We start from the raw sequence: 20,657 nt of genomic DNA, 5'->3' as shown, positions 1-20,657 counted from the left end.
CGTCCCGGGCCGCGCCCGGGACTCTCTCACCCCATGAGTGGCGCCGGCCGTCATGCCCGCAGCCCGGGCGCACGGCGCGAGCCGGATCTGCAGGCGCTGGCGGATCACGGCGCCCTGTTCGCGGCCGCCGCCGGGCTTATCCCATCCCTCAAGGGGCGGCTGGTGTCTGCCGGCGAGGCTGCGGCGCTGTTGACTATGGCCGAACAGGCCACGCCGGCCGAGGTGGCGGCCGCGCTGCACGAGCATTGGCGGCTGGCCCATCCGGAGGCGGGCCCCGCCTACTGGCTCACCCGCAGCTGGGGCATGCTCTGCTGGCAATCCATCTATCTTGCCATGGTGGCCGTCTATCGGCTGCGGGCCGTGCCAGCGCTGGAGAGGCTGGGGCAGGGTTGTCAGGATGGGCTGGTATCGGGCTTTACCCTGCCGGCTGAGCCCATGATCAAGGGGGAGCTGGAGGTGTTGATCAAGGCGGCGGGCGAGCGGCTGCAGGCCCATTGGCAGGCGCTGTTCACAGCGCTCGGGCAGGCGCAGCGGCTGCGGCCCGGCTTCGTGCGCCCGCTCTTGGCGGACGATCTGCTGGCGGCGCTGGTGCGGGTGCCCGCGTTCTTTGACGAGATAAGCCCTGCCGAAGTGGCGGCCCATGCGCCGCACTGGCTTGCCGCCTGCGGCCTGCCGGCCGAGCATCTGGCGGGCTGGCAGCCGGCGCCCTGGCCGCCAGCGGCCGGCTTGGTCGGTTATGTGCGCCAGCGCTGCTGCCTGCACTACAAGCGCCGCGATGGTGAGCTCTGCGCCAACTGCCCGCGGCGGCGGGGGGCGGCGAGCTGTGAAGAGAGTGCTTGAAAAGAGAAAGCCTGCGTGATGACAAGCCGCCCTCAGGCGGCTTTTTACTGCGCCTTGCCGTATGGATTACTGCGCTCTTACGTCGCCCATCTTGCTGCGAATGCGTTCGAACAGGCTCTGCAGACAGGCTTGATCCCGGTCGGCGGCGCGCACGGCGCCATACATGTGGCGGCGTACCCCTTCCGCGAGCGGGCGCGCCTCGAGCAGCCCCTGACGGACAAACTCCTCGCAAGCCCAGCGCGGCAGGGCGGCGACGCCCAGGCCAGCGGCGGCCATCTGCAACATCACAGAGGTGTTGTCCACCGGCTTGCAGCGGGCGGGCTCGATGCCGGCCGGCTGCAGGAAGCGGCTGAACACGTCCATCCGCGCCCGCTCCACCGGGTAGACCAGCAGCACCTCGGGGCGCAGATCCTCAGGCTTGATGGTCTGCTGCCCACAGAGGGGGTGGTCCGGCGCCATCACCAGCACCAGCTCGAAGGCGAACAGAGGCTCGAAGTGGAGATCGCCGCGCGCCTGCACGTCGGAGGTGAGCAGCAAGTCGAGCTGGCCGCCGAGCAGGGCGCTGATGGCATCAAAGCCCGGCACCGACTCCACCTCCAGATCCACTCCCGGCCACTGGCGGCGAAAATCAGGCAACAGCGGCAGCAGCCACTGGATGCAGCTGTGGCAATCGAGCGCCAGGTGAAGGCGACCGGCCTCGCCGCTGTGCAGGGCCTGCAGCTGTTTCTCGGTCTGCGCCAGCGCCGGCAGCACCTGGCGGGCCAGCCCCAGCAGCTGGTTGCCGGCCGCAGTCAGCACCAGCGGCCGGCTCTTGCGCAGATAGAGCTCCAGGTTGAGGCGGGTCTCCAGCTCTTTTAGCTGGTGGGAGAGGGCGGACTGGGTGAGGTTGAGGGTCAGCGCCGCCCCGGCCAGCGAGCCCTGCTCGGCCAGCGCGCTCACCGTCTTCAGGTGCTTGATGTCGATCCCCGGGTTGCTTGACACCGCCATGGTATCCCTCCTTGTTGTGCCTGGGCGGCGGCTTGTTGCCCGCCTTGAGAATTTCTTGAGAGCCAGTTGAAAAGGATTCAATAGCCAACGCCACCTTATCTTGTCATTTTGGATGTGTAAACATCTGGATGGCTAAATCATCCAGTTCACCATCAGATGAATGAGCATAAGGAATGGAACCTATGACCTGCGCACACACCCTGGGCTTTCCCCGTATCGGCGCCAAGCGCGAGCTGAAATTTGCCCTCGAATCTTACTGGCGCGGCGAAACCAGCCAGGCCGAACTCATCGCCACCGGCAAGAGCCTGCGTGAGCGTCACTGGCAGGCCCAGCAACAGGCCGGTGTGACCCTGCTGCCGGTGGGTGACTTCGCCTGGTACGATCAGGTGCTCGGCACCAGCCTGCTGGTGGATGCCATCCCTGCCCGCCACCGTCATGGCGACACCGATCTCGATACCCTGTTCCGGGTCGCCCGTGGCCGTGCGCCGACCGGCCCGGCCGCTGCCGCCGCCGAGATGACCAAGTGGTTCAACACCAACTACCACTACCTGGTGCCCGAGTTCAGCCGCGACCAGCGTTTCAAACTGGGCTGGAGCCAGCTGTTTGACGAAGTGGAGGAGGCCAAGGCGCTGGGGCTGCCGGTCAAGGCGGTGCTGCTGGGGCCCGTCTCCTACCTGTGGCTTGGCAAGGAGAAAGAGAGCGGCTTCTCCCGCCTCGAACTGCTCGATCGCCTGCTCATCGTCTATCAGGAGATCCTGGCGAAACTGGCCGCCCAGGGGGTGGAGTGGGTGCAGATCGACGAGCCGGCGCTGGCGCTGGACTTGCCGGACGAGTGGCGTCTCGCCTACCTCAACGCTTACGAGCGTCTGGCCGGTCCTTGCAAGCTGCTGCTCACTACCTACTTCGGTTCGGTGGCCCATCAGCGCGACATCATCACCAGCCTGAAGGTGGACGGCCTGCACCTGGATCTGGTGGCGGCGCCCGAGCAGCTGGAGACCCTGGTCCCGCACCTGCCGGCCCAGTGGGTCATCTCGGCCGGGGTCATCAACGGTCGCAACGTCTGGCGTGCCAACCTGGCCAAGCTGGTACCGACCCTGAAAGCACTGAAAGCCAAGCTCGGCGAGCGGCTCTGGGTGGCCTCCTCCTGCTCCTTGCTGCACAGCCCGGTGGACTTGACCCTCGAGTTGGAGCTGGATGCCCAGACCCGCAGCTGGTTCGCCTTCGCCCTGCAAAAATGCTACGAGCTGGGGCTGCTGGCTGACCATCTCAATGGCGGGGAGCTGGACAAGATCACAGCCTACAGCCAGCCCATCGTGGATCGAGAGTCCGACAGCCGGGTGCACAAGAAGGCGGTGCAGTCACGGCTCGCCAGCCTCACCAACAGCGATTTCGATCGCCACAGCGCCTACCCGGTGCGGGCCGAGGCGCAGCGCTCGGATCTCAAGCTGCCGCTGTTGCCGACCACCACCATCGGCTCCTTCCCGCAGACCTCGGAAATTCGGGTGCTGCGCCAGGATTGGCGGGCTGGCCGCATCGACGACAGTGCCTATGAGGCGGGCATTCAGGCCCAGATCAAGGATGCCATCCTGCGCCAGGAGGCTATCGGGCTGGACGTGCTGGTGCACGGCGAAGCCGAGCGCAACGACATGGTGGAGTATTTCGGTGAGCTGCTGGACGGCTTTGCCATCACCCGCTTCGGCTGGGTACAGAGCTATGGCTCGCGCTGCGTCAAGCCGCCGGTGATCACCCGCGACATCGACCGGCCGACCCCCATGACCCTTGAGTGGACGAAGTTTGCCCAGAGCCTGACCGACAAGCCGGTCAAGGGCATGCTGACCGGCCCGGTGACCATCCTCTGCTGGTCCTTCCCGCGCGAGGACGTGAGCCGCGAGCAATCCGCCCTGCAGATTGGCCTCGCCATTCGCGACGAGGTGGCAGATCTCGAAGCCGCCGGCATCAAGATCATCCAGATCGACGAGCCGGCGATCCGTGAAGGCTTGCCCCTGCGCAAACAGGATCATCAGGCTTATCTCGACTGGGCGGTGCGGGCCTTCCGTCTGAGCGCAAGCCCGGTGGCGGACAGCACCCAGATCCACACCCACATGTGTTACAGCGACTTCAACCTCATCATCGAGGCGGTGGCGGCGCTGGATGCGGACGTGATCACCATCGAGACCAGCCGCAGCCAGATGCAGCTGCTCGAAGCGTTCGAGCGCTTCAACTACCCCAACGAAATCGGCCCGGGCGTCTACGACATCCACTCGCCGAACGTGCCGAGCCAGAGCTGGATTGAAGGCCTGCTACGCAAGGCGGCCAAGCAGATCCCGGCCGAGCGGCTGTGGGTCAACCCGGATTGCGGCCTCAAGACCCGCGGCTGGGAAGAGACCGAGGCCGCCCTCAAGGTGATGGTCGATGCCACCAAGGCGCTGCGTGCCGAGCTGGCCTGAAGAGCATCAGCAAACAACAAGAGAGTACGGGCATAACGAACGAGGGAAGGCGCAAGCCTTCCCTCTTTTTTGTTGGTTGAAGCCCCTCAGAGGGTGACGACAAAGGCGCCGCTGGCAAGCCCCGGGCTCGGGACGGGCGAGGGGGCGCTCGGCAGCTGCTGCGGCTGGGGTTCCCTTGCCAGCGCCTCGGCCAGCCAATGGTGATCGAGGGGGATGGCATTGCGATCACCGATCACCAGATTGAGGTGCTGGGCGCCGAGGCAGCCGTAGCGGGCGGGATCGGTCTGGGTAAAGAGGCCGAGGCAGGGCACGCCGCTGGCGGCAGCCAGGTGCAGCGGCCCGGTGTCGCCGCTGACGAAGAGGGAGAGGCCGCCGGCAAAGCGGGCCAGCTCGCTCAGGCTGGAGAGGGAGACTTGCACGTCCCCGAGCCGGGGCTGGGGATCGACGGGATCCTCGAGCTGGATCAGCAGGGTGCTGGGGTAGTGGCGGCGTAGATCCTCGAGCAGTCGCTGCCACTGGGGCAGAGAGAGCCCCTTGCCCTTGCGGGCGCCGGTGAAAAAGCCGATGAGCGGCCGCGCCGGATAGTCATGCCTGAGTGCCAGCAGCCGTGGGCTGGCGCTGTGCAGCAAGCTGCCGAGCTCAATCTGATCGGCGAGATGGCCGTGCATGCCGAGCAGTTGCAGCGGCTGGTGGGCGTAATGGCAGTGCTGGTTGGGGGTGAGGGGCTGGGGGAACAAGGCGTCGCCCTTGGCATCGTCAAAGCCCAGCTTCTCGCGGGCCTTGACCCAGCCGGCGATCAGGTGATCGGTGCTGGAGGCAAAGGGCACGTAGACCCGATCGTAGTGCTGACGGCGCAGTCGCCACAGCACCGACAGGGAGGCCAGCAGCCGCTTGCCCTGCAGCTTGACCGGATGAATGCGCTGCAGCTGCAGATCGGCCAGGAAGGGGAGCAGCTGGCCGCCGCTGCACACCAGCTCTATCTCGGCGTGGGGGTGGGCGCTGCGCACCTTCTGCAAAAAGGGCAGCAGAAACAGGTTGTTGCCGATGCGGCAGGTACTGCGAATGACCAGGATCCGCTTGGGAGGCTGGCTGCTCGCCGGCAGTCGGCCTTGACGCGCGAGCCAGGCGAGGGCGGCCCGCTCCAGCCCGGCGGTCCAGCAGCGGCGCTGGCCGTCGAAGCGGCGAAGGGCATCTCTGATGGTGCTCATAAGTAGTGGCTCCGTGCATGAAGATGAGCTCAAGATGACACTGCGATTCTTAAGGGCGTGTTAAGAGAAGGGGAAAAGGAGGTTGTCAGCAGCTTTTTTGTAAGAATTTGTTGCGGTATCACAGTTTTGTGACGAGCGCGGGGAGCAGCGGGATGGCGGTGTGACTCCCATGAGACCGGTCATCACCAAATAAGAGGGGTCTGGCTGCATCTGGCGGTGGTATTGGGCGAGGGGATGCCGTTAAAATTGCGCATTTGAAATAAATGTTATCCGCGCAGGAGCCCCATGCAGTTCAGGGATTTTTTTCCGGTATCCACCAATACCAGTATCAAAGAGAGTTGTTACGGCGCCCTGGGTGCCTTCGTCGGGTTGCTGGGTACCGCCCTCTTGTGTCGGTGGGGGCTGGGGCTTGAGGTCCATTGGCTGATCGCTCCCATGGGGGCCTCCGCCGTGCTGCTGTTTGCCGCGCCCGCCAGCCCGCTGGCCCAGCCCTGGTCCATCGTGGTGGGCAACGGGGTCTCGGCGCTGATGGGGGTGCTGAGTGCCAGCCTGGTGGCGGATCCGGCGCTGGCTGCGGCCCTTGCCGTGATGCTGGCCATCGCCGCCATGTTTCTCACCCGCAGCCTGCATTCGCCCGGCGGCGCCGTGGCCTTGACTGCGGTCATCGGCGGTGAGGGGATCCGCCAGCTCGGGGTGGGCTATGTGTTGCTGCCGGTGCTGCTCAATTCGCTGCTGTTGCTGCTACTGGCGCTCTGCTACAACCGGCTGCTGGGGCGCCGTTATCCCAACAGCGGTCAGGCCCAGCCCAATCGCCATCAGACCGCCGATCCCCAGCCGAGCGAGCGGGTGGCGACCCAGGCGGCGGACATCGACTTTGCGCTGGACAAGCACGGTGAGCTGCTCGACATCAGCCGCCAGGATCTGCAGGCGCTGCTGCAGGAGGCCCAGTTGCACGCCCTGCGGGCCAGGGTGGGCACGGTGCGGGTGCAGGACGTGATGTCGCGGGATCTGATCCTGATAGAGGCGCAGCAGCCGGCCATGGCGGCCTGGCAACTGCTCTCCCACCATCAGGTCAAGGCGCTGCCGGTGGTGGACGAGGCCGGCCGGCTGACCGGCATCATCACCCTGCATGACCTGATGATCGACCGGGCGCTGCAACAGCCGCGAGGCGCCGCAGACCTGGCCGAGCTGCGGGTCGCGGACCTGATGACCCGCAACGTGTCGACCGCCCGCCGCTATCAGCCGCTCTACGATCTGGTAGGCGCCTTCTCCGATGGCGGCCTGCACCACATGCCGGTGGTGGATGGCGAGCAGCTGGTGGGGATCCTGACCCAGTCGGACATGGTGGCGGCGCTGTTCAACCTGGCGCTGCACCCGGCGCAGGGCGAAACCGGCGCGCCGGCCAGTCCATAAAAAAGGCCCCTCGCGGGGCCTTTTTGTTGTCAGCGGTTTGGCTCAGGGGGCCGGGTAGATGGTGTTGCCCTGAAACACGGTCTGCTCGACCCGGGTGTCGGCAATCTGCTCTGGGGTGCCGGCCTCGACCAGGGCGAACAGATCCCGGTCGAGCACGATGAAGTCGGCGGATTTGCCTGCCTCGATGGAGCCGGTGATCTCCCCCTGGCGCACCGCCCTGGCACCGTTGATGGTGTAGGCGGCCAGCATCTCGGCCAGCGAGATGCGCTGGCTGGCGCGAAATGCATCGTCGCTGCCGGCCGCCCGCACGATGCCGGCGGCCATGTTCTCAAACGGGCGGGGATCCCGGCTGTCGACCGGCGCGTCGCTGCCTGCCACCAGGATGGCGCCCGCCTTGCGGCTGCTCTCGACCGGATAGAGGGCCTGCTGCAGATAGCCCAGCGGATCGTAGAGCGCCTCGCTCAGGGACTGGCCGGCCCTGGTTGGCTGGATGAAGGGGGTGACCAGCATGTCGTAGGCGAGCTGGGGTGTGGTCCAGGCGTAGGTGAAGGTGAGGTAGAGGCCGAGCTCGCCGAGGCGGCGCTGATCGTCCGGGTGCACCACCTGCAGGTGGGCCAGGGTGTGGGGGATGCCCCGATCGCCGTTGCTGGCGCGGGCGGCAGCCAGCGCATCGAGCCCGACCCGGGTGCTGCGATCACCGATGCTGTGCATGTGGATGCCAAAACCCGCCCCGTCCAGCGCGGTGACGTAGCGCTTCAGATCCGCCTCCCGGTAGTTGACGATGCCGTTGCTGCCAGCGTCTTCGCTGTCGGCGGTGATGGTGACCCGGCCGCTGTCCGGATCCAGCGCCAGATGGGGGTTCTGGTAGTTCTCCAGCATGCCGGCGTTGGGCAGGAAAGGCGGCGCGGTGAAGGGATCCCCTTCCAGCACCCCGTCGAGGAAGATCTTGACCGCATCGGCCTTGATCAGCGGGTTGCCGGCAAAGGCGCTTCTGACCTGAGTGGCCTTGGCCAGGTGCCCCTCGATGTCCAGCTTGCCGCTGTAGTCATCTTCGTGAAAGCAGGTGGCGGCGGTGATGCGCATCTGCAGCAGCCCCCGTGCCTGCATGCTGAGCAGGCGCTGGCGGATGAAGTCGGTGGCGCAGGCGTCCTGCACGCCGGTGATGCCGCGCGAGGCCATCAGGGTGGCGATGGCCGGCAGGATCTGCTCGTACTGGGCGGCGGCCCGCTCGTCGCTGGCGCTCAGCACCCCGCTGTCCGGTACCGGAATGGCGCTGCGGGCCCCCTCCCGGATGACGCCGCTGGTCAAGTCCACATAGGGGATGAACCGCTCGAATACCCCGCCCGGCGCCAATGTGCCGGGGTTGAAGCCCACCTGATTGCCATCCTGATCTTCGGCGCTGGCCAGCGCCTGCGAGTTGTAGGCACTGGCGTGACCGTCCGCCCCGAGCAGCACCACAGGGTTGTCCGGCGCCACGGCATCCAGGGCGGCCAGCAGGGTGGCATGGCTCGCGGTCGGGGTATTGCCATCGTAGGGGGACCACTGATTGACCACCAGCCACTCGCCCGGCTGCCCGGCGTAGCGGGGCAGGCACGCCTTGACCTTGGCGGCCAGCTGATCGAGATCGACGGCCTGGCCATCCAGATCGCACATGGGCAGGGCCACGGTGCCGAGCAGGTGGATGTGGTTGTCGTGCAGCCCCGGCAGCACCATGCGCCCTTGCAGATCCACCTGGCGGGTGGCGTTGGTCATGAAGGGTTCGGCCCCCTGGCGCGAGCCGACGTAGCGGAACTTGCCATCCTCGACCACCATGGCCTCGGCCAGGCTGTGCTGGCCGTCCTGGGTGTAAATCTTGCCGTTGAAGTAGAGGGTGCGGGTCGGTTCCTGCGAGCGGTTGTCCTGCTGGCAGCCGCCGAGCAGGACTGTCATCAGCAGGGCGACAAGTCCCCGGCGGTGGTTGTGTTGTTTGCCATCCATTGCGTGCTCTCCTTGTATGATTGCAGTGATTACTGCAAATATGAGCACAGTTGTTTATTGCAGCTGCGCCGAAAAATGCCAGTGATTGCTGCACTTTTTTTGACTTGTGTTGAGTCTGTCTCATCATGTAGTGATGAGACTCGGTGATCATGGAGAGAGACGCAATGGCGGAACACGCATTGCCAGAGGGGCTCTGCATGCGGCGTCAGCCGCGGCAGCAGCGCAGTCAGGAGGTAGCGACCCGCATCGAGCAGGCCACCCTGGCGCTGCTGCAGGAGCAGGGGTTTGCGGCGCTCAACACCAATGCCATCGCCGCCCGCGCCGGGGTGGGCATCAAGTCGCTCTATCACCTCTATCCCAACAAGGAGGCGATCATCTGCCGGCTGGCGATGGACTGGCTGGCGGCGGTGTGCGAAGCGCAGGCAGCGATCCGCCAGCAGGCGGACGACTGGCCGCAGACCCTGGCCATGCTGGATCAGGCGCTGGACGCGCTGGATGAGCGCTTCGTCGGTTACGGGGCCCTGTGGCAGGCGATGGATCTCATCCCGGCCCTGCACGGGCTCGAGCAGGAGCACGAGCGCGGCCAGCTGGCGTTCTGGCACGAGCGGCTGCGCCATTTTGGCTGCCGCTGGCCCGACCCCGAGCTCACCACCCTGATCCGCTACTTCTACCGGACGGCGGATGTGGTCAAGCAGTGCGCCAAGGAGGAGGGGCGCCTGGGGGATCCCATCTGGCTGCTCCATCGCCACTGGCTGCAGCAACTGGTGGCGAGCGCCATCGCCGAGCCGGATCCTGCCCGGGTGTGGCAGGCGTTGCCCACCCTGATGCCGGGCAGTGCGGCGGCAGAGGCAGAATGAATCGAACATGAGTGGAAGAAAAGAGGGAGTGCCAGGCACTCCCTCTTTGGGATGAAACGGGAAGAGACGCAGGACAAGGCTCAGCCGTAGCGGGCCAGGGTGAGCCCTTCGTCACTGATGGCGGTGTCGCTGCCGCTGATGAGATCGCACAGCAGCTGACCCGAGCCCGCCGCCATGGTCCAGCCCAGGGTACCGTGGCCGGTGTTGAGCCAGAGCCCGGGGATGGGGCTTGGGCCCACCAACGGGGTGCCGTCCGGCGTCATGGGGCGCAGCCCGGTCCAGAAGTCGGCGCGGCTGATGTCGCCCCCCTCGGGGAAGAGATCGCCGACCACCATGGCCAGGGTGTCGTGCCGTTTCGGGTTGAGGGCCAGGTTGTAGCCCGACAGCTCCGCCATGCCGCCAACCCGGATCCGCTCATCGAAACGGGTGATGGCCACCTTGTAGGTTTCGTCCAGCACGGTACTGCGCGGCGAGGCCTCGGCGTTGATCATCGGCAGGGTGAGGGAGTAGCCCTTGACCGGGTAGACGGGCAGATCGAGCCCGAGCGGGCGCAGGAACCCGGTGGCATAGCTGCCGAGGGCACAGACGATGGCGTCGGCCTTGAAGCGCTGCTCGCCGGCCCGCACCGCCACGGCGCGTCCCTGCGCCAGCTCGATCTCGTCGATGGCGCAGTTGAACACGAACTTGACCCCCAGTCGCTGCGCTTCCGCTGCCATGGCCTTGGTGAAGCGGAAGCAGTCGCCGGTCTCATCGCCCGGCAGGCGCAGGCCGCCCACTATCTTGCCACGTACCCGGGCCAGCGCCGGTTCTGCCCCTTCACAGCCAGCGGCATCGAGGGACTGGTAGGGCACGCCGTACTCTTCCAGCACCTCAATGTCGCGCTTGCTGGCATCGAGCTGGGCCTGACTGCGAAACAGCTGCAGGGTGCCGAGCTGGCGCCCTTCATAATCGATGCTCAGCTCGTCGCGCAGCAGCTTCATGCAGTCGCGGCTGTATTCGGCCAGCCGCACCATGCGCCCCTTGTTGACCGCATAGGCCGCCGGGGTACAGTTGGCAAACATCTTCAGCATCCAGCGCAGCTGGAAGGGATCCGAGGTTGGTCGCACCGTGAAGGGGGCATGCTTTTGCAGCAGCCACTTGGCGGCCTTGAGGGGAATGCCGGGGGCCGCCCAGGGGGCCGCGTAACCGGGGGAGATCTGGCCGGCATTGGCGTGGCTGGTTTCAAGGGCCACCCCGTCACGCCGCTCCAGCAGCGTCACCTTGTGACCCGCCTTGGCCAGATACCAGGCGCTGGTCACACCGACCACGCCACCACCGAGTACCACTATGTCCATCTTGTCTCTCCTTGACTGGGGCCCTCACCTTAATCAGCCGCCACAGGATATTCAACTGGTGTAGATATAATTGGGATATATATCTATTTACATTTATTTAACTGGTTTTCAATGTTGAAAAGTGTGGGCTTGTTGGTATTAGCTGTGGCAGTCAGAGCTGCTCCAGTCGGATCAGGTACTGCTCCGCCGTCGCCAGGATGGCGTGCTGCTGTTCGGCGGCCTGGCCATCCCAGTTGGCATAGGGCAGGGCGAGGCGAGGATTGCTGCCAAGTTTGTCCCGGTTGCGCCACAAAAAGTGCCAGTAGAGGCTGTTAAAGGGGCAACTCCCGTCGCCGTGGCGGGCTTTGATCTGATAGTGGCACCCCTTGCAGTAGTGGCCCATTCGCTCGAGATAGGCGCCGCTGCTGGCGTAGGGCTTGCTGCCCATCAGGCCGCCATCGGCAAACTGGCTCATGCCGCGGGTGTTGGGCAGCTCCACCCACTCGATGGCATCCACATAGATGCCGAGATACCAGGCATCCACCTGGTCAGGATCGATCCCCGCCAGCAGGGCAAAGTTGCCGGTCACCATCAGCCGCTGGATATGGTGGGCGTAAGCGTGCTCCAGAGACTGGCCAATGGCGTGGCGTACGCAGGCCATCCTGGTTTCGCCACTCCAGAAAAAACCGGGCAGCGGCCGCTTGGCCTCCAGAAAATTGGTCTGCTGGTAGTCGGGCATCTTCTCCCAGTAGAGGGCGCGCACGAACTCGCGCCAGCCGAGGATCTGGCGAATAAACCCCTCCACCTGCGCCAGGGTGATAGTGCCCTGATTGGCCTGCCAGTGGGCTTCAGCGGCGCGGATCACTTCGAGGGGGTGGAGCATCTTGCTGTTGAGGGAAAATGACAAACGGCTGTGAAACAGGCTCCAGCCACGCTCGCTCAGGGCATCCTGATAGCGGCCAAAGTGGGGCAGGCAGTGGGCCAGAAAATGGGCCAGCAACTCGCGACTCTGGCGCCGGCTGATGGGCCAGGGTAGGGCGCCGGCATCCGCCTCGCCGATGGTACTGACCCCGTGGCGGGTCAGCATGGCATCAATGTCGCTCACCTCGTTGGCAAAGATGAGGGGCGCCGGGATGGGTTGGCTCGCCGGCAATTTGGCGCGGTTCTCATCATCAAAATTCCAGCGCCCGCCAAGGGGTTGGCCGCGCTCATCGAGCAGCACCCTGTATTGCTTGCGCAGAGCGCGGTAGAAGAACTCCATCCGGCTGTGGGGGTAGCGCTGCCAGCCATCGCGGGGGGTGAGAAAATGTTCGCTCTCCACCTCGGTGGCAGGGATGGCCAGGCCAGCCGCCCATGTTTGCAACTGGCTGGCGAGGCGCCACTCGTCCGGGCTCTGCCAGGCAACGCTGTCGGCCTGATGTGCTTCGAGCTGAGCTGCCAGCAGACTGGGCAAGTCGGGCCAGCGGGCGCTCTCATCGAGGGTCAGGTAACAGACGCGGTGGCCCGCTTGGGTGAGTGCCGCTGCGAAGGCGCGCATGGCGGCAAAGAAGGCCAGCACCTTCTGGCGGTGGTGGCGGCAGTAGTCGGTCTCCTGGCGCAGCTCCGCCATCAGATAACAGATTGCCGGATCCGGGGTGCGAAACCAGCTGTGACCGGCGTTCAGCTGATCGCCGAGCACGAGGCGCAGCTCCATCAGACTGGCTCCCCGTTATGTTGACGGCTGTTATGACGAGCGTGGCGACAGCGCTCGCTGCAGTAGCGAACCGCCTCCCAGCTTTTCGCCCACTTGCGCCGCCAGCTGAAGGGGCGCTGGCAGACGGGGCAGATCTTCTCGGGCAGATGGGCTTTGCGATGCATGGGACTTCCGGCTGTGGGCAACGAGGTGCGTGAACGGTGTCAAGTCAACGGGATAACAGCTTAACGAAGCGGGGCGCTGGGGGGATCACAGTTACCCGCATCGGGCCAAGTGAATGGACGCTTTGTGAGCAGGCGCACAGCCCGGCGGTGCGCCTCTTGTCTGCCAATTAACCTGCCGTTAACGTGGCGAGGCTGCCTGCTGGCAGCACTCATCAATGGATCTTAATTGGCCACCGACTGGTTACAACCGACATGGAGGGGAGTGATGCCAATCGTGACAGCTACGCCCCGGGCAGCCTGCCTGCTCGCCCACTGGTACACCCGGGATCCCATTCTGACCCTCGACTTTCCTCACCGCTGATTGGCGGCACTGCCGTTTGAATTTGTCAGCCGGACGACTCTGATCGCCCCGGCCTCTTTGCCAATCCCGATTTCAAACACACTGGCGTTGCGCCGGTGAGGAGTCTTTTATGCGTCGTATACCCGAGCCGTTTCGTATCAAGATGGTCGAGCCCATCAAACAGACCACTGGCGCCGAGCGCCGCGCCGCCCTCGAGGCCGCTGGCTGGAACCCCTTCCTGCTGCTGGCCGAGGATGTCTATATCGATCTGCTGACCGACAGCGGCACCGGCGCCATGTCCGACCGACAGTGGGCCGGCATCATGATGGGGGATGAGGCCTATGCGGGCAGCCGCAACTTTGTCGAGCTGGAGCGCGCGGTGCGCGAGATCTTTGGCTATCAGCATGTGATGCCGACCCACCAGGGGCGCGGGGCCGAGCAGATCCTCTTCCCCGAGTTGGTCAAGCGTTGCCAGGGCAAGGCGCCGGTCTTCATCTCCAACTACCACTTCGATACCACCAAGGCCCACGTGGAGTTGGCCGGGGCGCGGGCCATCAACCTGCTCACTCCGAAAGCCCTCGACACCACGGCCCCCTACGCCTGGAAGGGGGATTTTGATCTCCCTCGCCTGAACGACACCATCGAGACCCTGGGGGCCGCCAACGTGGCCGGCATCATCATCACGGTCACCTGCAACAGCGCCGGCGGTCAGCCGGTCTCCATGGCCAATATGGAAGCGGTCTCGACGCTGGCCCGTCGTCACCATATTCCGGTGGTGATCGATGCTGCCCGTTTTGCCGAAAACGCCTGGTTTATCAAGGAGCGGGATCCGGCTTATGCCAAGCGCAGCATCAAGGAGATAGTGCGCCAGATGTTTGCGCTGGGGGACATCTTCACCATGTCGGCCAAAAAAGACGGGCTGGTCAATATCGGCGGGCTCTGCTGCTTCAAGGAAGATCTCGAGCTGTTTCGCGCGGTGCAGGTGCGCTGCGTGGCGATGGAGGGGTTTGTCACCTATGGCGGCCTCGCCGGGCGGGACATGGCGGCGCTCGCCATCGGCCTGCGCGAGGGGATGGATGAGGAGTATCTCACCTACCGTATCAGTCAGGTGGCTTATCTCGGCGAGCGGCTGGCCGAGGCGAGCATCCCCATCCAGACCCCCACCGGCGGCCATGCGGTGTTTGTGGATGCCAAAAAGTTGCTGCCCCATATTCCGGCCGAGCAGTTCCCGGCCCATGCGCTCGCCTGCGAACTCTATCTGGAAGGGGGCGTGCGCGGGGTGGAAATAGGCTCCCTGCTGCTGGGGCGCGATCCCGCCACCGGCAAGCAGGAGGCGGCGGACTTTGAGCTGTTGCGTCTCACCATTCCGCGCCGGGTCTACACCCGGGATCACATGGACTATGTGGCCGACTGCCTGATCGCGGTGAAGGCGCGGGCCAGCGAGATTCGCGGGCTCACCTTTGACTACGAGCCGCCGCTGCTGCGCCACTTCACCGCGCGGCTCAAGCCGGTCTGATTGCCAGCACTTTGGCGTCGTAGCCAGCGGATTTGTTTACAAGGCTCAACAACAAAAGCCCCCGCACCTAGGTGCGGGGGCTTTTTTGACGAGGATGGCCGGGCGCGTTACTGGCTGCTGAACAGCTTGGTCTGGGGAGTGGACTGGGCGGTCAGGCTCATGCGACCGGAAGTCTCCAGCCAGGATTTGATCCGCTTGGCATCGGCCACCCGGGCATTGGGGGTATCGGCATTGAGCAGCACCATGATCACCGGCTCGCGGTTGATCTGGGTGGCCATCACCAGGCAGCGACCCGCCTCGCGGATGTAGCCGGTCTTGGAGAGGGAGATGGGCCAGCTCCCTTCGCGCACCAGCCGGTTGGAGTTGAGGTAGTGCAGCTGGCGCTTGCCGTTGCGCACCATGCGCTCCTCGGTGGAGGAGTACTGGCGAATGAGCGGATAGGTGGATGCCGCCGCCACCAGCTTGGCCAGATCGTGGGCGCTGGAGACGTTGCGGGGGGTGAGGCCGGTACTGTCGGAGAACTGGGTGCTCCACATGCCGAGCATGCGGGCCTTGGCGTTCATCGCCTCGATGAAGGCGCGCTGGCCACCCGGGTAGTTTCTGGCCAGCGCCGAGGCGGCGCGGTTTTCCGACGACATCAGGGCGATGTGCAGCATGTCGGCCCGGCTCAGGCGCGAGCCCACCGCCAGCCGTGACCCGGTGCCCTTGAGTCTGTCCACGTCGGCCATGGTAACGGTCAGCATCTCGGAGAGACGCTGGTTGGCATCGAGCACCACCAGCGCCGTCATCAACTTGGTGATGGAGGCTATCGGCATCACCCGGTTGGCGTTGCGCTCCGACAGCACTTCACCGGTGCGCGAGTTGGCTACCACGAAGGCGGCGGAGCTCAGCGCCAGATCGTTGCGCTGCTCCAGAAAGCTGTTGGGGGAGTGGGACTGGGCTGAAAACGGATTGGCCTGGGCGCTCTCCATGCTGACGGGAACAAGGAAGGCACCGAGCAACAGGGTAAGAAAAGGGCGAGTAATCATGATTTGACGCTACCGTACGGCTGACAGGGATATTTGGCTAAGTTATATGACGGTAATTGACGCTTCACAACGTCTAATGGCCCGATATTTCAATTTTATGGGATGGCGCACCTTGAAATAACGGTAATGGCAGCTATGGGTGGCTTCATACGAGTAATTATGGGGTGGGCAGGAGTGGGGAACCTGGTCGCAGCGCACGGCTGGCGGCGCCCCCTGGCCGCCAGATAGTCACTCTTTTACCTCTCTCTGCTGCTTGTTTCCTTCCTCTCGCTCATTCTGGGTGATCATCTCTGCTGAAAACGGCCTGATCAGGGGCGGCAACATGTGCTGATGGCCGCCATGGCCGGATGTGGATCATCACAGGATCAAGGGGATAACGGCAGGGCTCTTGGCATGCGCCCGCTATGGTGCCATGGCCACCCGCATCAGCGCCGAGGGGCTGTTTTCGACAAAGTAGTGCCAGAGGTGATCATAGAGTGCCTGCTGGCCGGGGAAGCCCGCCAGTGCCTTGGCTTCGGCCAGGGTGCACCAGCGGTACTCGGTGTGCTCGTGATTGAGGGTCACCGCCTGTGTTGGCGGGCAGTAGACCACGAACACCGGCACCAGACAGACGGTGTTGGTGGCGTGCTCGTAAAACTGCTCCAGATACTGGCCGTTGTAGAGTTCGTGCACGACGATGCTGGTCTCCTCGCGAAATTCGCGCACTATGGTTTGCCAACCGGTTTCCCCCGCCTCGACCGTGCCCGCCACATGACACCAGAAGCCGCCCTTGACCCGTTTCATCATCAGCAACCGGGTCTCGCCCTGGACGGTGGAGAGTGCGACGCCGGAGACGGTGTGACAGCGAATGGGGATCATGGGGTAGGCTCCAGGAACAGGTTCAATAGACGCCTATTGTTCGGCCGCCGACGGGAGGTTGGCAAGTGATTTTCCTGCCGGCGGCGCTTGTGCGGGCCCAACGTGACAGGGGGATTCAGCCCCCATCATACGTGCGGTCAGCCTCCCATCATGCGGGCAGTCTGGATCGCCTCGATCAGCGCGGCCCGGTTGATGCGAGGGCGCTCTTCGTCCAGCAACTGCTGCCAGAGGGCGATAGCCTGGGAGTAGCGGCCGTGCAGGAAGTGATCGGAGGCGAGCAGCATCAGGGCGCTCACCTCGCCCTTGTCCTGCTTGAGCGCGCTATCGAGCAGGCGCAGCGCCTCGGGAGTAAGCTGCTGGCCCGCTTGGTAGTAGAGTACGGTGGCCTGGGCGGCCTGGGTCGCCGCGCTGGCCCCCCCCTCTTGCAGGGCGAGGCGCTGGTAGGCGAGCAGGGCGTTGGCGTACTCGTCCCGATAGAGATAGAGCTGGCCGAGCGCCGCCCAGCCGTCGAGATCGGCGGGGTTGGCTTGCAGACGCTGGTGCTGGGCGCCCAGTTCTTTGTCCTGCAGATCCCGCGGGCTCAATCCCGCCAGCGGATCGGGGCGCGACTGATAAGCCTGCCACGCCTGATAGCGGCCGGTGCCGGCATAAATGCCGGCCATCAGCGCCAGCAGCAAGGCTCCAAGCAGTATCCATGAGCGCAGCCAGGGCAGCGGACGGGCGGTGCGATCTCTTACCAGCCGATCGCGCAGGGCCTGCTCGGTGGTTGGGGTGGCGTTGGCGAGGCGGGCCAGCTCCAGCTCCCGGTAGAGGCGGCTGTGGGGGGCAAGCCCTGCCTGCTGCTCGGCCATGATCAGCCGGTTCAGCTCGGCCCTGGGGTCGTGGGCGAGCATCCCCTCGGCTCTGTCGCCGATAAGCGGCACCCGCGCTGGTTGCCGGCGATGCAGGCTCCTGCGCAGGCGATTGAGCGCCAGCAACAGCAAGAGGGCGGGGCCGCCCCACAGCAGCGCCGTGCTGCGCTTGAAGGGGGGATCGTAGCGCACGAAATCGCCGAAGCGCTCCGTCATGCGGGCGATCACCTGCTCATCAGACTGCCCCTCGTCCACCCAGCGATAGACTTCGAGCCGCAGATCCCGGGCGATGGGGGAGTTGGACTCCACCAGGTTCTGGTTCTGGCACTGGGGGCAGCGCAGGGCGCGGGCCAGTTCCTGAGCGCGGGTCTGCCGCTCGGGGTGGCGAAACTCATAGGTGTCGACCCCGCTGGCAAGGGCCCCGAGGCTCAATGCCAGCAAGAGCGGCGCGATCAGGGCGTGGCCGAGACGGCTCATGGCTTGCTCTCCTGCACTTGTCTCTTTACTTCTCTCTCCACTTCGGGCGGGCTGGCGGTGTTGCTGCGGGCCTTTGCAAGCAGGGGGGCAAACTGGCGTTGCCAGATTTCCCGGGTGAGCAGGCCGGTATGACGGGTCAGCAGGGTACCGTCGCCGGCGAAGAGATAGGTCTCCGGCGTGCCGTAGACGCCGAGCTCCAGTGCGAGTCGGCCATCGGGGTCCGCCAGCACGGCGCGATAGGGGTTGCCCGCCTCGGCAAGCCAGGCGCGAGCGGCATCCCCCTTGTCCCGATAGTTGAGGCCATAGAGGGGCACGGCGCTGGCCAGCTCACCCAGCAGCGGATGCTCGGCGCGGCAGTTGGGGCACCAGCTGGCCCAGACGTTGAGCACGAAGGGCTCCCCCTTGAGCGCCGCGGTGTGGATGGGGGCGCCGCCAAACAGATCGTCACTCTGCCAGGCGGGCAGGGTGCGCCCGGCGACGGCCTCATCCTGGCTGTAGGGGTTGTTGCCAAGGCCGAGCCAGAGCAGGGCACCGAGCCCCAGGGTGAGCACGAGCGGCACGAACAGGCGCAAACGGGCGTTCATAAGGACTCCTGTTCAAGCCTAGGGCAGGGGGCGGTCGCTGGCGCAGGATGGTTAGCCAGCAGCGGCCGGCGAGCGAGCAGACGCAGGGCGCCGCCCGCCATCATCAACAGGCCACCGAGCCAGATCCAGCGCACCAGCGGCTTGTAGTGCAGCCGCATGGCATAGGCGCCGGGCCCCATCTTCTCGCCGAGCACCACGTAGAGATCGCCAAACAGCCCCCACGCGATGCCGGGTTCGTTCATGTTCATGGTGCGCACGCTGTAATGGCGCCGCTCTGGGGTGAGCCGCGCCACCTCTTTACCGTCCTTATGCACGCCGAGAGTGATGCGTTCGGCGGTGTAGTTGGGGCCGATGAGCGGCTCGCTCCCCTCATAGCGAAACTCGAAGGCGCCGAGCCGATAGGGCTGACCTGCGGCGAGCACGGCGCCCCCCTCCTGACTGTGGTGACTCACCTGCGCAATGCCGAGGGCGCACACCGCCACCCCGAGGTGGGCCAGCAGGCTGCCGAACCGATTGAGGGTGAGTTCGCGCCGCGACGTCGGTTGCAAGAGCGGGAGCAGCAGGCTGGCCATCAGCCAGAGGCTCAGCACGTTGGCCGCGAGCCCCAGCCAGCTTGCCCGCAGCGGCTCGGGATAGGCGAGGCTCAGCAAGGCGCCCCCCAGCAGGCCGAACAGGCATGGGAGCAGCACCTTGATGCGGCGCTGGGCTGCCAGATGCTGCCAGCGCAGGCGCGGCAGCTGGGTCATCAGCGCCATCAGGCAGAGGGCCAGCGGCACGAAGATGGTATTGAAATAGGGGGCGCCCACCGAGAGCGAGCCCAGATGGAGCGACTGGAACACCATGGGGTAAAAGGTGCCGAGCAGCACGCTGGCGCAGGCCACGCTGAGCAGCAGGATGGCGGCGCCGAGCAGCCCCTCTTTTGACAGCAAGCCAAAGCGGGCATAGGGGGCGCGAATGTCCGCCCGCAGGGCAAACAGGGTGAGGGCGCAGGTCAATAGCAAGCCGAGCAGCAACAAGAGGGTGAGGCCGCGGCTGGGGTCGACCGCAAAGGCGTGCACCGAGGTGAGCACCCCGGAGCGCACCACGAAGGTGCCGAGCAGGCTCAGCGAAAAGGTAAAGATGGAGAGCAGCAGCACGGCGTGGCCGTAAGCACCGCGTTTCTCGCACACCACCAGGGCGTGCAGCAGGGCGGTGCCGAGCAGCCAGGGCAAGAGGGAGGCATTTTCCACCGGATCCCAGAACCACCAGCCGCCCCAGCCGAGCTCGTAATAGGCCCACCAGGAGCCCAGCACGATGCCGGCGGTGAGAAACACCCAGGAGCCGAGCGCCCAGGGGCGGCTCCAGTGGGCCACGGCGCCATCGAGCCGACCCGAGTGCAGCGCCGCCATGGCGAAGGCGAAGTTGACCGCAAAGCCGACGTAACCGAGATAGAGCAGGGGTGGGTGGATGATGAGGCCGATATCCTGCAGCATGGGGTTGAGATCGCGCCCCTCCAGCGGCCCCGGAAACTGGCGGTCAAACGGGCTGGAGAAGACCAGGGTATAGAGGCCGAACAGCCCGACGATCAGCCCCATGATGGCCAGTACCCGGATTGTGATCAGCGGATCGACCCGCCTGGAGCAAAGGGCCACCAGCGCGCCCCACAGCCCCAGCGCAAAGACGAAGAACAGCATGGAACCCTCGTGGCCGCCCCACACGGCCGCCAGCTTGAAGCCAAGGGGCAGGGCGCTGTTGGCGTGCTGGGCCACATAGACCAAGGTAAAGTCATCGAGGCCAAAACAGCCGGCGAGCAGCAGCAGGGCGGTCAACAGCAGGAGCGCGACCAGGAGGGCCAGCGGTGTTGCGCAGCCGAGCAGCTGGCGTGAGGCGAGCCGCAGCCCCAGCCAGGGCAGCAGCCCTTGCAGCAGGGCGAGCCCGGTCGCCAGCAACAGTGAGAGATAGCCGAGCTCCGCCAGCACACAACCTCCAGTCAATCATTCGTCTATGTTATGCCGCAGCGTCTGCACCGTACCGGCGCTGGGGAATAACATCCACATTTCTGGCAACAATCAATCGCAACAACCAATCGCAACAAATAAGCGCCAGTCACCCGAGGGTGGCTGGC

Annotated in this window: 16 protein-coding genes; 5 read left to right on the top strand and 11 right to left on the bottom strand. The window is 65.3% G+C overall.

Features of this window, described 5'->3' with window-relative positions; all coding sequences use genetic code 11:
* Nucleotides 1–33 precede the first annotated feature (33 nt).
* Nucleotides 34–840 (top strand): siderophore ferric iron reductase, encoded by an 807-nt coding sequence (locus tag QLG02_RS18200; RefSeq protein WP_282465818.1) that lies wholly within the window; start codon nt 34–36, stop codon nt 838–840.
* Nucleotides 841–906: 66 nt separating this feature from the next.
* On the opposite strand, the gene QLG02_RS18195 is transcribed toward QLG02_RS18200, so the two are convergent.
* Nucleotides 907–1,827, bottom strand: a complete 921-nt coding sequence (locus QLG02_RS18195; protein WP_282465817.1) for a LysR substrate-binding domain-containing protein — start codon at nt 1,825–1,827, stop codon at nt 907–909.
* Between the two features lie 182 nt (nt 1,828–2,009).
* Between QLG02_RS18195 and metE the strand changes: the two genes are divergently transcribed.
* Complete coding sequence (gene metE / locus QLG02_RS18190) at nt 2,010–4,274, top strand: 5-methyltetrahydropteroyltriglutamate--homocysteine S-methyltransferase (RefSeq protein ID WP_060389561.1); 2,265 nt, start codon at nt 2,010–2,012, stop codon at nt 4,272–4,274.
* 86 nt (nt 4,275–4,360) lie between these two features.
* Here metE and QLG02_RS18185 read toward each other — a convergent pair whose 3' ends face one another.
* Nucleotides 4,361–5,482, bottom strand: coding sequence for a glycosyltransferase family 9 protein (locus tag QLG02_RS18185; RefSeq protein WP_282465816.1), 1,122 nt, complete (start codon nt 5,480–5,482; stop codon nt 4,361–4,363).
* A gap of 285 nt (nt 5,483–5,767) precedes the next feature.
* On the opposite strand from QLG02_RS18185, the gene QLG02_RS18180 reads away from it, so the two are divergent.
* The gene (locus tag QLG02_RS18180) at nt 5,768–6,895 is read left to right on the top strand and encodes an HPP family protein (protein WP_282465815.1); all 1,128 of its coding nucleotides are present in this window, start codon (nt 5,768–5,770) and stop codon (nt 6,893–6,895) included.
* A gap of 42 nt (nt 6,896–6,937) precedes the next feature.
* Here QLG02_RS18180 and QLG02_RS18175 read toward each other — a convergent pair whose 3' ends face one another.
* Nucleotides 6,938–8,872: an amidohydrolase family protein gene (locus tag QLG02_RS18175; RefSeq protein ID WP_282465814.1), complete on the bottom strand. Its 1,935-nt coding sequence runs from the start codon at nt 8,870–8,872 to the stop codon at nt 6,938–6,940.
* A gap of 164 nt (nt 8,873–9,036) precedes the next feature.
* Here QLG02_RS18175 and QLG02_RS18170 point away from each other — a divergent pair, with 164 nt between their 5' ends.
* Nucleotides 9,037–9,729: a TetR/AcrR family transcriptional regulator gene (locus tag QLG02_RS18170; protein ID WP_282465813.1), complete on the top strand. Its 693-nt coding sequence runs from the start codon at nt 9,037–9,039 to the stop codon at nt 9,727–9,729.
* An 80-nt stretch (nt 9,730–9,809) separates the two neighbouring features.
* Here QLG02_RS18170 and QLG02_RS18165 read toward each other — a convergent pair whose 3' ends face one another.
* The 3 genes from QLG02_RS18165 to QLG02_RS18155 form a co-directional block, all read right to left on the bottom strand.
* Nucleotides 9,810–11,063, bottom strand: coding sequence for a D-amino acid dehydrogenase (locus QLG02_RS18165; protein ID WP_011705831.1), 1,254 nt, complete (start codon nt 11,061–11,063; stop codon nt 9,810–9,812).
* Nucleotides 11,064–11,214: 151 nt separating this feature from the next.
* Nucleotides 11,215–12,735 (bottom strand): cryptochrome/photolyase family protein, encoded by a 1,521-nt coding sequence (locus tag QLG02_RS18160; protein ID WP_282465812.1) that lies wholly within the window; start codon nt 12,733–12,735, stop codon nt 11,215–11,217.
* Nucleotides 12,735–12,899 carry a DUF2256 domain-containing protein gene (locus QLG02_RS18155; RefSeq protein WP_282465811.1) on the bottom strand — a complete coding sequence of 55 codons (165 nt, stop codon included), beginning with the start codon at nt 12,897–12,899 and terminating at the stop codon, nt 12,735–12,737. The genes QLG02_RS18160 and QLG02_RS18155 overlap by 1 nt, the downstream gene beginning before the upstream one ends.
* 470 nt (nt 12,900–13,369) lie before the next feature.
* Here QLG02_RS18155 and QLG02_RS18150 point away from each other — a divergent pair, with 470 nt between their 5' ends.
* Nucleotides 13,370–14,755: a tryptophanase gene (locus QLG02_RS18150; protein WP_282465810.1), complete on the top strand. Its 1,386-nt coding sequence runs from the start codon at nt 13,370–13,372 to the stop codon at nt 14,753–14,755.
* A gap of 107 nt (nt 14,756–14,862) precedes the next feature.
* Here the strand turns inward: QLG02_RS18150 and pbpG are convergent, their stop codons facing one another.
* From pbpG to nrfE, 5 genes are all read right to left on the bottom strand, one after another.
* Nucleotides 14,863–15,783: a D-alanyl-D-alanine endopeptidase gene (gene pbpG / locus QLG02_RS18145; protein ID WP_282465809.1), complete on the bottom strand. Its 921-nt coding sequence runs from the start codon at nt 15,781–15,783 to the stop codon at nt 14,863–14,865.
* 402 nt (nt 15,784–16,185) lie between these two features.
* Complete coding sequence (locus tag QLG02_RS18140; protein WP_282465808.1) at nt 16,186–16,641, bottom strand: NUDIX domain-containing protein; 456 nt, start codon at nt 16,639–16,641, stop codon at nt 16,186–16,188.
* 137 nt (nt 16,642–16,778) lie between these two features.
* Nucleotides 16,779–17,969, bottom strand: coding sequence for a heme lyase NrfEFG subunit NrfF (gene nrfF / locus QLG02_RS18135; protein ID WP_282465807.1), 1,191 nt, complete (start codon nt 17,967–17,969; stop codon nt 16,779–16,781).
* Nucleotides 17,966–18,553: a DsbE family thiol:disulfide interchange protein gene (locus QLG02_RS18130; RefSeq protein WP_282465806.1), complete on the bottom strand. Its 588-nt coding sequence runs from the start codon at nt 18,551–18,553 to the stop codon at nt 17,966–17,968. The genes nrfF and QLG02_RS18130 overlap by 4 nt, the downstream gene beginning before the upstream one ends.
* Nucleotides 18,550–20,511 carry a heme lyase NrfEFG subunit NrfE gene (gene nrfE, locus QLG02_RS18125; RefSeq protein WP_282465805.1) on the bottom strand — a complete coding sequence of 654 codons (1,962 nt, stop codon included), beginning with the start codon at nt 20,509–20,511 and terminating at the stop codon, nt 18,550–18,552. Before nrfE ends, QLG02_RS18130 begins: the two co-directional genes overlap by 4 nt.
* Nucleotides 20,512–20,657: the final 146 nt, after the last annotated feature.

It is taken from the genome of Aeromonas sp. V90_14 (assembly GCF_029967615.1).
GTDB lineage: Bacteria > Pseudomonadota > Gammaproteobacteria > Enterobacterales > Aeromonadaceae > Aeromonas > Aeromonas hydrophila.
Note: the sequence above shows the minus strand (reverse complement) of the source record. Positions and strands in the feature narration are given on the sequence as shown.

Excerpts from the sequence above, each read along its gene's own strand:
- QLG02_RS18200 (WP_282465818.1), top strand. The coding sequence starts at position 34 with ATGAGTGGCGCCGGCCGTCATGCCCGCAGCCCGGGCGCACGGCGCGAG.
- QLG02_RS18195 (WP_282465817.1), bottom strand. The coding sequence starts at position 1,827 with ATGGCGGTGTCAAGCAACCCGGGGATCGACATCAAGCACCTGAAGACG.
- metE (WP_060389561.1), top strand. The coding sequence starts at position 2,010 with ATGACCTGCGCACACACCCTGGGCTTTCCCCGTATCGGCGCCAAGCGC.
- QLG02_RS18185 (WP_282465816.1), bottom strand. The coding sequence starts at position 5,482 with ATGAGCACCATCAGAGATGCCCTTCGCCGCTTCGACGGCCAGCGCCGC.
- QLG02_RS18180 (WP_282465815.1), top strand. The coding sequence starts at position 5,768 with ATGCAGTTCAGGGATTTTTTTCCGGTATCCACCAATACCAGTATCAAA.
- QLG02_RS18175 (WP_282465814.1), bottom strand. The coding sequence starts at position 8,872 with ATGGATGGCAAACAACACAACCACCGCCGGGGACTTGTCGCCCTGCTG.
- QLG02_RS18170 (WP_282465813.1), top strand. The coding sequence starts at position 9,037 with ATGGCGGAACACGCATTGCCAGAGGGGCTCTGCATGCGGCGTCAGCCG.
- QLG02_RS18165 (WP_011705831.1), bottom strand. The coding sequence starts at position 11,063 with ATGGACATAGTGGTACTCGGTGGTGGCGTGGTCGGTGTGACCAGCGCC.
- QLG02_RS18160 (WP_282465812.1), bottom strand. The coding sequence starts at position 12,735 with ATGGAGCTGCGCCTCGTGCTCGGCGATCAGCTGAACGCCGGTCACAGC.
- QLG02_RS18155 (WP_282465811.1), bottom strand. The coding sequence starts at position 12,899 with ATGCATCGCAAAGCCCATCTGCCCGAGAAGATCTGCCCCGTCTGCCAG.
- QLG02_RS18150 (WP_282465810.1), top strand. The coding sequence starts at position 13,370 with ATGCGTCGTATACCCGAGCCGTTTCGTATCAAGATGGTCGAGCCCATC.
- pbpG (WP_282465809.1), bottom strand. The coding sequence starts at position 15,783 with ATGATTACTCGCCCTTTTCTTACCCTGTTGCTCGGTGCCTTCCTTGTT.
- QLG02_RS18140 (WP_282465808.1), bottom strand. The coding sequence starts at position 16,641 with ATGATCCCCATTCGCTGTCACACCGTCTCCGGCGTCGCACTCTCCACC.
- nrfF (WP_282465807.1), bottom strand. The coding sequence starts at position 17,969 with ATGAGCCGTCTCGGCCACGCCCTGATCGCGCCGCTCTTGCTGGCATTG.
- QLG02_RS18130 (WP_282465806.1), bottom strand. The coding sequence starts at position 18,553 with ATGAACGCCCGTTTGCGCCTGTTCGTGCCGCTCGTGCTCACCCTGGGG.